Below are 12,185 nucleotides of genomic sequence, written 5' to 3' on the forward strand. Positions count from 1 at the left end.
GTCTTGCCTCGTGAAGATCGCACTGATGGACTCCGGAATCGGCCTGCTGGCCGCCGCCGCCGCGATCCGGGAGCTGCGCCCGGACGCCGATCTGGTGCTCTCCTCCAACCCGGCCTCGATGCCGTGGGGGCCCCGCACGCCCGAAGAGGTCACCGAGCTGGCCCTCGGCTGCTGCCGGGCCGCGGCCGCCCTCGGCCCCGACGCCCTGGTGATCGCCTGCAACACGGCCTCGGTCCACGCGCTCGACACGCTGCGCGCCGAACTCGAACCCGGTCTGCCCGTCATCGGCACCGTCCCGGCGATCAAGCCCGCCGCCGCCCTCGGCGGCCGGGTCGCGATCTGGGCCACCCCCGCCACCACCGGCAGCGCCTACCAGCGCGGGCTGATCCGCGACTTCGGCGGCACCGCCGAGGTCACCGAGGTCGCCTGCCCCGGCCTGGCGGACGCGGTCGAACACGGCGACGACGCCGCCATCACCGCCGCCGTCGCCGACGCGGCCGCCCGGACGCCGGAGGGCACCGACGTGGTGGTGCTCGGCTGCACCCACTACGAACTCGTGGCCGACCGCATCCGCGCCGCCGTCGCCCCCACCGCCGCCCCGGGCCTGGTTCTGCACGGCTCCGCCGAGGCCGTCGCCGCCCAGGCCCTGCGCCGCGTCGCCGACCCCACCCGCACCGGCACCGGCACCCTCACCGTCCTCCACGCCGGCGCCCCCGCCACGCTCCCCCCCACCGCCACCCTCTACCCCCAGGGCCTCACCCTCACCCCGGTCCCCGCCTGACCCCCACCACCCCCGGGCGCCGCAGCAGACGGCCCACCCGCAGGCGACCCCTGCGGCACTGCCGCGCACGGAAGGTCGGTTCCGTCGACTTCCTGCGCACCAAGGCCCCGGCCCAGTAGCCGCCTCCGGCAGTGCTTCCGCGCCCCGGAGTCAGGGCCCCGGGCACCCGCACAGGAAGCCCACCCGGCCGACCTTCCCTGCCCCCGAGGCAGCCCGGCCGCCCGGAGCATTCGGGCCTCGTGCTGAGCGGTCCTCGCCCGGCCTGGTCCCCCGCCGGCCGAGCGCGCGTCCCCCAGCCGACTCGTGGCTACCGCGCCTGCCGTACAGGAAGTCGACCCAGCCGACCTTGCACGCTGCGGGCCTCGGCCCCTGGGCATCCGGGGCGGAATCGCGCGGGAAGTCGGCCCGGCCGACTTCTCATGGAGCAGGGCCCGGCCTTGCGGGGGTTGGGGCCGCGGATCCGTCCCCTGCGCGGGGGCCGAGTGGCGCAGGCTCGTCGCCGGAAGTCGGCCTGGCCTGCTGCTCGTGGGCGGGGTGGTGCCGTTCGGGCAGGGGGGCTGCCTGGGAGGCAGGACGGGGTGCGTCCCGGGGCCCCGCGCCGCGCCGCGCGGGGAGTCGCCCCGGTCGACCTCCCGCGCGGCGGTGTCAGCGGTCAGGCCACCTCTTGGCGGCGCCAGCGGCGGTAGGCGGGTTCGAGGCCGGAGAGGATGGTGTCGAAGCGGCGGGTGCTGGTGCTGGAGTCGACCTGGAGGCGGCTGATCTGGAGGGGGTGGGAGGGGAGTCGGGGGCCGAGGCGGTGGTCGGAGAGGAAGCCGAGCTGGTAGCCGAGCTCCTGCAGGACGGTTTCCGCACGGGGGTCGTGGCCGCCGTCGGGGTAGGCGAAGGCGGTGGGGGGTTCGCCGAGCCAGTGGGTGAGGGCTTCGTGGGCGCCGGTGATCTCGGCGCGGACGGTGGCGTCGTCGCAGCGGCCGAGGCACGGGTGCCCCTGGGTGTGGTTGCCGATGGCGACCCCGCCGTCCCGCAGGGCGAGCAGGTCGGCCGGGGTGAGCTGTTCCTGGCGGGGAGGCCGGCGGTCGGCGCTGACCCGCAGTTCGTGCAGGCTGCGGCGCCGGTCCGGGTCGGGCATGGCCTTGAGCCGGGGGAGCAGCTGGGAGGGGTGACCGCAGTCGAGTGAGCGGGCGCGGCCGCCGTGACGGGCGAGGAAGTCGGCCTCGTGCCACCAGAAGGGGCGTTCGGTGCCGATGAGTTCGGAGATGACGAAGGCGGTGGCGGGGATGCCGCGGGCGTCGAGGGCGGGCAGGGCGTGGGTGAGGACGCTCCGGTCGGCGTCGTCGAAGGTGACCAGGACGCTGCGCGGCGGCAGCGGCCGCCGCTCGGTGACGGCCTGGAGGACGGCCTGCAGCGAGACGGGGGTGGCGAGCCGTCGGAGCCGGTCGAGCTGGGCGCCGAAGGAGCGGTGGTCGGTCACCCCGTGGTAGGCGAGGACGGCGAGTCGCTGGGCGGCCCGGGCCCGGAACAGCGGTTGTACGGGGGCGAACCGCAGCCATTCGCCCCGTGCGTCCTGCTGTTCCTTCGCGGGGTGCTTCGCGTCGGCCTGCTTGGTCTCCAGGTGTTTGGTGTCGAGGCGTTTGGCGGCGAGCCGGGTCGAGTCGAGCAATGTCGTGTCGAGCAGGGTGGTCTCGACCCGGGTCTTCTCGATCCGCACCGTTTCGAGCCGACCCGTTTCGAGCCGACCCGCGTCGAGCCGACCCGCGTCGAGGCGCTTGGTCTCGACGGCCGGTCGGGGTCGGCCGGCGCCGTGGTGGTCGGACGCGCAACCGGTGGTGGGTGGGAGGGGGCGCAGGCCGGGCCGGGGCCTGGCGCGTGCAGTGGCGGTCGATGGGGTGGACTGGGTCTGCGGCAACGGTTCCCCCTTGGTCGCCGAGCGGCGTGGCGGTACCGCCGGAGGACGGAGCCCGGCCTCCGGCTCCAGGGGGCGGCGGCTCCGCTCCCTGGGTATTCCGGTTCTCGGTGGGGGTTTCTCACCCGTCCCGTGAACGGCTCCTGGATCACTCGATGCCCTTGAGACCGCTGCACCGGACGGATGGTTGTACCGGGGGGACGAGGATTTTTCGTGGACTGATTGTGGAGCCCGTACACGCGTCAGCAGGCCAGGAGTGCCCCCCGAGGCGCGGTCGCGGAGGGTGTGCGGGCCCTCACTCCCCGCGGGCTGCCCCGGGGGCCCTCCTGAGTTACCTTGGGCTCATGGCAGATGCGGACCGTGATCACTTCCACCTGCACGGTGCGACCCGATGGAACCGCGCGTGCAGCGGCGGAGCCCTGGTCACCCACCGGATTCCGCTGGCGGCGGCGGGTGTGGCCTGTCTCGTGCTGGGCATCGTGGTGGCCGTGATCGTTCCGGACAGTGACGGTCCGGCGTGGGCGATGGCGGTGGCCGGCTGCTTGGCGGCGGGGGTCCTGCTGCTCGGCCGGATCGCCTTCGGGGTGGTCCGGCGGCGGGGTGCGGCGCTCTGACGGACCCCCTGGTCACTCCGTCGGGCGTCCGGTCGGACGGTCCGCCGCGGGCCGATCAACTTTTCAACAGATGTATTAACAGATAGAGCGAATTTGGTCAGAACGACCGAATTTCATCTCATCGGACAATCCTGCACCCCCTTCTTCCGCAATTCCGGATGACGCCCCCTTCCCCCCTCCCCGGTGAATGCGTTCCCGCGGGCCCGAGCGCCCCGAGCGGCTGGTGACGGTGACCGCCGGAGGCCCGAGGGGTGGGCTGGATAGGCTGCGTCGCATGGCGATCCCTCCCTTCCTCCTTGAACTCCGCTCCCTCGTGGGCCACCGTCCGCTCTGGCTGAGCGCCGTCGCCGCCGTCGTCGTGGACGACCGGGGGCGGGTGCTGCTCGCCCGCCGGGCCGACGACGGCCGGTGGGCGTCGGTCGGCGGCATCCTCGATCCCGGCGAGCAGCCCGCCGACGGCGTGGTGCGCGAGTGCCTGGAGGAGACCGGTGTGGAGGTCGTGCCGGAGCTGCTCGCCTCGACCACGGTCACCCCGCCGGTCCACTACCCGAACGGCGACGTGACCCAGTACCTGGTGCTGACCTTCCGCTGCCGGGCGGTCGGCGGCGAGGCCCGGGTGAACGACGACGAGTCGCTGGAGGTGGGCTGGTTCGGGCTGGACGAGCTGCCGCCGATGCTCGACTTCGAGCACGACCGGCTGCGCCATGCGCTGGAGTGCCAGGGCCCGGCGGTGTTCACCTGGGAGGGTCGGGAGCGCCCGTAGCGAGCTCGACGGACCTCGGCTCCTGCGACGGACCTCAGTCCTTGTGCTGCCGGTAGGCCTCCTCCGCGGCGTCCAGCACCGCGGCCAGGTCCCCGCCCGCCGTGGCGGTCGCGGTGGCGGCCACCGCGCCCTCCACGAACGGGGCGTTGGCGAAACGGACCGGGAACGGCAGGCCGTGCTCGTCGGCGTCCGAGAGCAGCGCCCGCACGGTGGTGACGGCTCCGCCCAGGTCGGCGAGCACCACCACGCCGTGGCCCTGGTCGACCCGCCGGGTGGCGGCGGCCACCAGTACCGCGCTGATGCCCGGTCCGTCCGTCGGATCGCCGCCCGTCGCGGCGACCGTCGCGGGGGAGTCGGATCCGGTCAGCGCGAGCGCCAGGGAGCGTACGGCGGTGGCCAGTTCCTGGCTGTGCGAGACCAGGACGATCCCGACCCGGCCGTGCGTGGCGGGCCGCGCCTGGGTGGGGCGGGGCAGCGAGGTGGGCGAGGGCGGGGTGCGGGGGGCCGGCGGGTGGGCCGAGGGAGCGTCGGAGATGGGGATGACGTCGGCGCGGGTGCCGTCCCGGCGGCTCATCGGCTGCTCCCTGGGTCGAGGTGGCGGGCGGGCGGGTGGTCGGACGGGGCGCGGGCGGGACCGTACGCGCCCTGGCAGCACTCTGGCAGCTGCCCGCGGCCGGGTCCGGCGGGACACGCCCCACCGGGGCCCCGACGGCTCCTCGGCCGGCCCTCCGGTCCGCCCGGCGGGAGACGTGGCGCAGACCCGGCGCAGGCGCGGGGGCGACCTCGCCAACCCGCTGACCGGGGCCGCTGGCTGTGGTTAGGCTGGCGCGGGAATGCCGTCGGGAGGAGATCGGTCAGTGGCAGTCAACAGCGGTACGGACACCGGGGCGAACACCGGGACGGTCGGCGCCGAGCCGCAGCTCGCGCGGAACGGGAAGCCGAAGGTGGACTTCACCGGGGCCGAGTGGCTGTGCAGCAGCCAGGGCGTCGGGGACGTCCAGATCGCGTTCGTGGACGGGTACATCGGGATGCGGGACGGCCGCCAGGAGGACGGGCCGGTCCTGGTCTTCACCCCGGCCGAGTGGCGGGCCTTCGTGCTCGGCGCCCGGGACGGCGAGTTCGACCTCACCTGATCGTCCGCGCCGTCCGGGCGCACCCGCGGAGCGGTCCGAGCTGCAGGAAGAGGTGCGGCGTCCGGGTCCGCTCCGTCGGTGCGTCCGCCTGTCCGTCGGTGCGTCCGCCTGGGTGTCCATCGGTGTGTCCGGGGCGGCCGGGTCGCTGATTCCGGTACGGGACATCACGGCTGACGATCTTTTGAGCGTGCCCCGTCAGAATTTCTGTTGACTGTTAGACAAACGCAGCTCAGAGTATGAGCACAGGCAGACGCCGTGCCCACCGCCCCCACGCGGCCAGACACGGCGCCTGCTGTTGCGGCCCGGCAGCACTGCCAGGCCATACCTCCCAGTCATCCCCTGCGCACCGGGGTGCGTCGGCCGGTCCCGGCCCACGAGGGGCCGGCAGTCGCCGGGAGGCTGGCGCCACCGCCGAGAGCGACTCGGCTGGCGGCACCGTTTGCTCGGGACCCGCACGCCCCCACGCGGCGGCGTCCCGAGCAGATCCACGGGAGCGACGGGCCGGGGCCCCGCGGATCTGGCTCTTGTTGCATGGAACTGCGATGGAACTGTTGGCTTGTGTGTTCGTGCTGTGTGCGACGACGAAGCTGGGTGCTCGGCAGTTCGGCACGACGAGTGCACAGTGAGGGATACGCGTGTAGGGCCGCGTTGCGACATGCCGTCCCCCCGGAGGGTGAAACCCAGAACGGCTGTCGTGCTGAACCGAACGTAGCCCGGACGGTTGCTCAGAGTCAACATTGGTCTCTGAGCGTCGACCTCCCGCCCGTCCCCCGTCGGTGTCCCACCCGCCTCGCGAGTGTGGTGTGCCGGACACGTACGATGTTCCCATGTCTTTTCTCCGCCGTCGCTCCGGACAGCCCGCCGGCCCGGACTTCGACGTGCTCGCGATGGACCCGGGTGACTGGCCCGGCGACTTCGGTGCGGCCATGATGACCGGCCCGGACGGCTCCTGCCAGGGGATTTTCCTGCGCTACGACCTGTTCGGCGGCAGAGGCCCGGCGATGTTCATCGGCAACCTCCCCGAGGGGTCGCCCGCCCGGGACACCGGCGACGAGGTTCCCTTCGAGGTGCGGCAGCTGCTCGCGGCGCTGGAGAACGACGAGCCGGTCGAGTTCGCCTCGGCCGAGGACTTCCCGGTGATGCTCGGGGACGACCTGCTGATCGTGAAGAAGGTCAAGGTCAGCGAGGAGCGCGTGTTCTGCGCCCAGTTCGGCCGCAGCGACGGGGTGCTGGTCACCATCGCGTCCTGGGACCGACCGATTTCGGACGACCTGTATCAGCTGTTGAAGCCGCTGCCGGCCGACATGTTCCAGCAGGGCTGACCGGTCCCCGCCCGCGGCCCGGCCGGTCCCCGCCCGCGGCCCGGCCGGGGCCGGCCCGCGGCCCGGTCAGGGCTCGGACGCTGCTTGACGGTATCGATCACCGGTTCGTACAGTCGCGAACATGCCGTGCCGTCTCCCGCTGTTGACCCGTCGCAGGCATCTGGACCTGTGCCGGACCGCCAGTGCGGTGTGTCCGGGCCACTGAGGGGGGATCTCGCCCCCGTGGCGGCGGGCGACCGACCGGACCGGGTCGGCGCCGAGACCGGGGGTGGGCCGCGGGCCGGCCTCCGGGGCCGCCGGTCCGTCCGCGCGCCCGTACGGCGTGCCGTCCGCACCCGCTGAGCCCATGCTGCCGCCCGGAGGCACCAGCCCCATGACGACCATCGCCGCCAACGATCGTTCACCGAACGATCGTCCCCGAACCGAGCCGTCGGATTCCGGCCATCCCGCACCCTCCGCCCCGCCCGCGCGGCCGACGGCCCCCGCCCGGCCCTCCCGGCCCTCCCGGCCTTCGGCGCCCGCGGCGCCCGTCCCGCCCGCTCCCGCCGCACTTGCCGGATCCGGCCCGGCGACGGCCACCGGTTCCGTCGCGGCCGCCGCGACCACCGAGCCCGACCGCTCGGCGGTCGAGGCCGCCCTGGCCGGCCTGCCCCGGGTGGTCGACCTGCTCGCCGCCCGCGCCGAGGAGCACGACCGCGACGCGACCTTCCCGTACCAGGGCATCGAGGCGGTCCACGAGGCCGGGCTGCTCACCCTGACGGTCTCCCAGCGGTACGGCGGACCGGGCGGGACGCTCGCCGACACCGTCCGGGTGCTGGCCCAACTCGGCCACGGGGACGCTTCGGTGGCCGTGGTCACCGCCTTCACCCTGCTCCAGCACGCCGAGCAGGCCCGCCGCCCGAGCTGGCCGGCGGCCGGCTACCGGCGGCTGCTGACCGAGTCCCGGCGCGGGCCCGCGCTGGTCAACACGCTGCGGGCGGAGCCCGGCGGCCGGCCGGACGAGCCGCTCGGGACGGTGGCCCGACGGGACGACGAGGGCTGGCTGCTGACCGGCCGGAAGACGTACTGCACCGGCGCCGAGGCGCTGGCCTGGATGGCCGTCACCGCGCGGACCGACGAACCCGAGCCGCGGGTCGGCACGTTCCTGGTCCGGGGGGAGAGCGAGGGGCTGGAGATCGACCCGACCTGGGACCAGCTCGGCCTGCGGGCCAGCGCCAGTCACGACGTCGTCCTCGACGCGGTGCGGGTTCCGCTCGAACTCGGGCTCGGGCTGCGCACGCCCGGTCGGGAGGACGCCCAGGAGGCCGAACTCGCCCGCGCCTGGCACGACCTGGCCCTCGCCGCGGTGGCGGTCGGGGTCGCCCGGGCCGCCGAGGCCTGGCTGGTCCGCTTCCTGAACCAGCGGACCCCGGCCAATCTCACCGAGCCGCTCGGCACCCTGCCGCGCTACCGCGCCGCCCTCGGCGAGATCGACGCCCAGCTGATCGGCGCCGAGGAACTGCTGCACGGCCTGGCCCCCCGGGTCGACCGTGGCGAGGCGGACGCCGTGGCCCGGACCGGGCCGGCCCACCTGCTGGCCACCCGGGCCGCCACCGCGGCCGTCCAGCAGGCCGTCGCGCTCACCGGCAACCCGGGGCTGAGCCGGCGTCACCCACTGGAGCGCTACCTGCGGGACGTGCTGAGCAGCCGGGTGCACCTGGCGCCCGAGGAGGCCGTGCTGGACGCCGCCGGCCGGGCCGCCCTGGCACACGGCGCCCGGACGTAGCGTCACCGGCCGCGGCGCGCCGCGCCAGGGCCGGTGACGGGGTCCAGCGGGGGTTCGGCGGAGGTGTCAGCGGGTGCCGACCGCCGCCCGGACCGCGCGGCGGGCCAGTGCGGCGTCGTCGTAGAGCCGGCGGATCATGATCCGCTGCTCCTCGCCGGCGCCCGGCACGTCGTACAGCCGGATCTCCCGCATCAGCACCAGCACCAGGTTCACCAGGAACGCGTCCCGGGCCATGGTGCCGCCGCTCTGGGCGAGTTGGCTGATCTGGCGGCGGGCGGCGGTGTCGCCGGAGAGCACGCTCCAGAGCACCGCCAGGTCGTAGCCCGGCAGGTACCAGCCGGCCTGCTCCCAGTCCACCAGCACCGGCCCGGACGGCGCCAGCAGCATGTTGCTGAGCAGCGCGTCGCCGTGGCACAGCTGCAGCGGGGTGTTGCCCAGGCCGTGCAGCAGGCCGCGCAGGTCGCCGGCGTCCCGGTCGGTGAGCTGGCCCACCGAGTGGTAGCGGGCGATCTCCAACGGGTAGTCCAGGCGCGGCTGGAACACGTCGCTCGGCGGCCGCCAGAGGTTCAGCGTCCGGACGGCGCCGAGCAGCGCGCGGACCTCGCCCGGGGTGGGCGCGTTGACCGGGTGGCGCTCCCGGGCGGCCGGGCGGCCGGGGACCCGCTCCATGACCAGCACGCACCGGTCGTGGTCGGCCGCGACCAGCCGGGGCAGCCGGACCGGCGGGCGGTGCCGGACGAACGCCCGGTAGACCGCGACCTCGTGGTGGAAGTCGGCCACCAGCTGCTCGAAGTACTCACTCCGCACCGCCTGCGGCGCCAGGCACTTGGCGACCACCGGTGCCCGCCCGATGGTGCCCGCCACCAGGATGTGGCGGCTGCCCTCGCGCAGGACCTGGCGCGGGGTGAACGCCGGACATATCCGCGCGATGCTCCCCAGCGCGGCCCGCACCGACGGGGTCTGCAACGCCGCCGGGTCGATCCGCTCGGGCCCGACCGGCTGGCCGGGCCGCCGGGTGCGCAGCACCTGGCCGTCGGCCTGCCGGGCCAGCGGGAGGCGGTGGCCGGCCGGCGGGGCGGCCTCGGGTGCGCGCAGTCCCAGCGCCGTGCGGCCGCCCGGGACCCGGGCGTCGGCGGCCCGGCCCTCGGTGCCCCGCGGGGCCACCGGGCGGCTCGCCGGGGGCACCTGCCTGGGCCCCGGGCGGCCGGTGGCTGCGGTGGGGGGGCGCAGCGCGGTGCGGCTCGCGGTCGGCGTGGGGGTCGTCGCTGAGGAGTACATGGGCTGAGGGTGGTCCCTTCCGGTCCGTCTGCGGGTTCGCCCCGCGGGGCGGGGGAGGGCTGGTGCCGCGTGCTTCCTGGCGTGACGGCGGCCCTGCTTCGGTCGGTGGGTGGTGCGCGGGCGCCGGGCACGGACGAGGGGTCGGGAACCCCTGTTCGACGGCGTCCCGGTCGTCCGCACCCTGGGGAATGCGGTCGCCCGGACTGCCGTGGCCGTGCCCGGCGCCCCCGCGCCACCCGGCCGCGCCACCCCCTCGGGTGATGACCGGGAGCGTCCCGCGCCACGGTCGGGGGACCGCCCCGACGCTGGTGGGACGCCGCCCGACCCGAGGGGCGAGGTGGCGCATCCCTACAACACACCCGTCGGGCACTGGCTTAGTAGTCTGGCGGGCCCTGGCGAACGGTGGCGAATGCTCGCCTGGCACTTGCCGGAGCCTCTAGCCTCGGAGGTGCCGAGGAACCTGGGGGCTTCATTTGAGCAGGGAACCCAACACCCGACTCGCCGATCTGTTCGTCCTGACCGGATGGTCCAAGGGCGAACTGGCCCGGCTGGTCAACCGTCGGGGTGCCGCGATGGGTCAGCAGCAGCTGTCCACCGACACGTCGAGGGTACGGAGGTGGATCGAGCAGGGGGAGATCCCGCGCGATCCGGTGCCGAGGGTGCTGGCGGCCGTGTTCACGGAGCGGCTCGGACGTGTCGTCACCACTGAGGACCTCGGTCTGGAACGACACCGGCCCACCAGGTCCGGAGCGGAGCCGTCCGCAGCAGTCCCGTGGTCGCCGGATCGAACAGCCGCGGTCCTCACCGAGTTCACGGGAATGGACCTCATGCTGAACCGACGTGGATTGGTGGGCGCCGGAGCCGCGCTCACGGCCGGGGCGGTCGTCGCCGACTCCCTCAAGAGCTGGCTGGGCGGGGACGCGGTCGCGTACGCGGCCTCCCTGCCGGGCCCGCGCCAGGTGGTCACCGGGGGCGGGGCGCGCCCGGTGGTCGACGTGTACGACGCGGGCCCGGTCGGGCTCGACGAGGTGGAGTCGCTGGAGCGCTCGGTGCAGGTGTTCCGGGCCTGGGACGCCGCGCGCGGCGGCGGGCTCCAGCGCAAGGCGGTGGTCGGCCAGCTCAACGAGGTCGGCGGCCTGTTGACGCACCGGCACGCGCCGGCGGTGGAGCAGCGGCTGTGGCTGGTCGCGGCCAACCTGGCGGTGCTGGCCGGCTGGATGTCGCACGACGTGGGCCTGGAGCCCACCGCCCAGAAGTACTTCATGATGGCGGCCGAGGCCGCCAAGGAGGCCGGCGACCGGCCGCGGGCCGGTGAGGCGATCTCCCGGGCGGCCCGGCAGATGGTGCACCTCGGCCGGGCCGACGACGCGATCGAGCTGATGTCGGCGGCCAAGGCGGGCGGCGGCCTGCTGCTGCCCAGAACGCGGGCGATGTTCAACACCGTCGAGGCCTGGGCGCGCGCCTCGATCGGGCACTCCCAGGACACCTACCGGTTGCTCGGCGAGGCGGAGGACCTCTTCACCGAGGACGCGACGGAGCCGCCGCCGACCTGGATGCAGGTCTTCGACGAGGCCGAACTGCGCGGCATGCAGGCGCTGGTGCTGCGCACCCTGGCCGAGCACGACCCGGCGGCGGCGCCGCTGGCGCGGCGGCACGCGGAGCGGGTGATCACCCTGCGGGAGGGCACCGGACAGCTGCGGTCGGCGCTGTTCGACCGAATCACCCTGGCCTCGGTGCACTGGATCACCGGGGAGCCGGACGCGGCGGAGTTCCAGGCCAAGATGGTGATGAACCTGATCGGCCAGAACTCCTCGCACCGGACCTGGGACCGGCTGCGCGAGATGTACCGGCTGACCGCCCGCTACCGGGGGCTGCCGGTGGTGGACGAGCTGCGGGCCGAGCTCGGGCGGGAGCTGCGGGCGGCGGACGCGAAGAACCGGCCGCGGCCGTCGTGAGACGGGCGGCCGGTCCGGGGGCGGAGCGGGACGGCGGCGGAACGGGACGGCGGCGGAGCCGGTCGGGAAGGCGCCGGCCCGGGCAGGGCTGTCCGGGAGGCGCCGGTCGGGCGGGGGCCGACCCGGAACGGCTCGGGGTTCAGGCCGGCGGGGCCGGTCGGAGCAGCATCCGCAGCGCGGTGACGGTGCCGTCGGCGTCGAGCACGGGCTCGCCCGCGCACTCGACGTGGTCGTGCCGTCCGCCGGGGCGGCGGATCCGCAGGGTGCCGGCGGCCGGGCGCCCGTGCACCAGGGCGTCGGTCATCATCCGGCGCAGCATCGGCCGGTCCGCCTCGGGGAGGCGGTCGGGCAGCCGGTCCAGGCTGAGCGGGCCGTGGCCCGGGTCGCAGCCGAGGAGGAGGTAGGTCGCCTGGTCCCAGCGGACCGCGTCGGTCAGCAGGTCCCACTCGGCCGAGCCGACGGGCCGGTCCTCGCCGGTGCCGCCGCCGAGGTAGGGCCCGGACGGCTCCTGCGCCGTGCCGTCCACTCTGCCGTCCGTTCCGCGGTCGGAGCCGTCGTCGGCGTTGCCGTCCGTGCCCGACCGGGCGCCGTCCACCGTGGCGGTGTCCGGCGGGCGGGCGGTGCCTAAGGGCATGTTCATGACGGGTCCATCGCTCGGTGTGCCCCCTCGTGCG

The 12,185-nt window shown here is 75.1% G+C and carries 12 protein-coding genes; 8 read left to right on the plus strand and 4 right to left on the minus strand.

The genetic code is table 11. The annotated features are described in order from the left end of the window. Positions 1-10 precede the first annotated feature (10 nt). Complete coding sequence (locus ACZ58X_RS34870) at positions 11-781, plus strand: glutamate racemase (protein WP_470337584.1); 771 nt, start codon at positions 11-13, stop codon at positions 779-781. Positions 782-1,433: 652 nt separating this feature from the next. On the opposite strand, the gene ACZ58X_RS34875 is transcribed toward ACZ58X_RS34870, so the two are convergent. Next, on the minus strand, positions 1,434-2,486 hold the full coding sequence (locus ACZ58X_RS34875; protein WP_470337585.1) for a polysaccharide deacetylase family protein: 1,053 nt from the start codon (positions 2,484-2,486) through the stop codon (positions 1,434-1,436). A 539-nt stretch (positions 2,487-3,025) separates the two neighbouring features. On the opposite strand from ACZ58X_RS34875, the gene ACZ58X_RS34880 reads away from it, so the two are divergent. Together ACZ58X_RS34880 and ACZ58X_RS34885 are read left to right on the plus strand one after the other, a co-directional pair. After that, complete coding sequence (locus tag ACZ58X_RS34880) at positions 3,026-3,295, plus strand: hypothetical protein (RefSeq protein ID WP_470337586.1); 270 nt, start codon at positions 3,026-3,028, stop codon at positions 3,293-3,295. A gap of 274 nt (positions 3,296-3,569) precedes the next feature. Then, a complete protein-coding gene (locus tag ACZ58X_RS34885; RefSeq protein WP_375892347.1) occupies positions 3,570-4,058 on the plus strand; it encodes an NUDIX hydrolase in 489 nt (162 codons plus the stop codon). Positions 4,059-4,092: 34 nt separating this feature from the next. Here the strand turns inward: ACZ58X_RS34885 and ACZ58X_RS34890 are convergent, their stop codons facing one another. Continuing rightward, positions 4,093-4,632, minus strand: a complete 540-nt coding sequence (locus tag ACZ58X_RS34890) for a PTS-dependent dihydroxyacetone kinase phosphotransferase subunit DhaM (protein ID WP_470337587.1) — start codon at positions 4,630-4,632, stop codon at positions 4,093-4,095. Positions 4,633-5,002: 370 nt separating this feature from the next. Between ACZ58X_RS34890 and ACZ58X_RS34895 the strand changes: the two genes are divergently transcribed. The 4 genes from ACZ58X_RS34895 to ACZ58X_RS34910 all read left to right on the plus strand — a co-directional run bounded on the left by ACZ58X_RS34895 (position 5,003) and on the right by ACZ58X_RS34910 (position 8,278). Then, positions 5,003-5,191, plus strand: a complete 189-nt coding sequence (locus ACZ58X_RS34895) for a DUF397 domain-containing protein (protein ID WP_360243590.1) — start codon at positions 5,003-5,005, stop codon at positions 5,189-5,191. Positions 5,192-6,018: 827 nt separating this feature from the next. Then, a complete protein-coding gene (locus ACZ58X_RS34900; protein WP_375892343.1) occupies positions 6,019-6,513 on the plus strand; it encodes a hypothetical protein in 495 nt (164 codons plus the stop codon). A 121-nt stretch (positions 6,514-6,634) separates the two neighbouring features. Next, complete coding sequence (locus ACZ58X_RS34905; protein WP_363440578.1) at positions 6,635-6,718, plus strand: putative leader peptide; 84 nt, start codon at positions 6,635-6,637, stop codon at positions 6,716-6,718. Positions 6,719-6,886: 168 nt separating this feature from the next. Then, positions 6,887-8,278 (plus strand): acyl-CoA dehydrogenase family protein, encoded by a 1,392-nt coding sequence (locus tag ACZ58X_RS34910; protein WP_470337588.1) that lies wholly within the window; start codon positions 6,887-6,889, stop codon positions 8,276-8,278. A 66-nt stretch (positions 8,279-8,344) separates the two neighbouring features. On the opposite strand, the gene ACZ58X_RS34915 is transcribed toward ACZ58X_RS34910, so the two are convergent. After that, a complete protein-coding gene (locus ACZ58X_RS34915) occupies positions 8,345-9,556 on the minus strand; it encodes an aminoglycoside phosphotransferase family protein (protein ID WP_470337589.1) in 1,212 nt (403 codons plus the stop codon). 473 nt (positions 9,557-10,029) lie between these two features. Here ACZ58X_RS34915 and ACZ58X_RS34920 point away from each other — a divergent pair, with 473 nt between their 5' ends. Beyond that, on the plus strand, positions 10,030-11,511 hold the full coding sequence (locus ACZ58X_RS34920; protein WP_470337590.1) for a DNA-binding protein NsdB: 1,482 nt from the start codon (positions 10,030-10,032) through the stop codon (positions 11,509-11,511). A gap of 139 nt (positions 11,512-11,650) precedes the next feature. On the opposite strand, the gene ACZ58X_RS34925 is transcribed toward ACZ58X_RS34920, so the two are convergent. Next, entirely contained in the window at positions 11,651-12,151 is a 501-nt protein-coding gene (locus ACZ58X_RS34925) for a PAS domain-containing protein (protein ID WP_470337591.1), read from the minus strand. Positions 12,152-12,185 lie beyond the last annotated feature (34 nt).

The organism is Kitasatospora sp. NPDC040550, assembly GCF_055594965.1.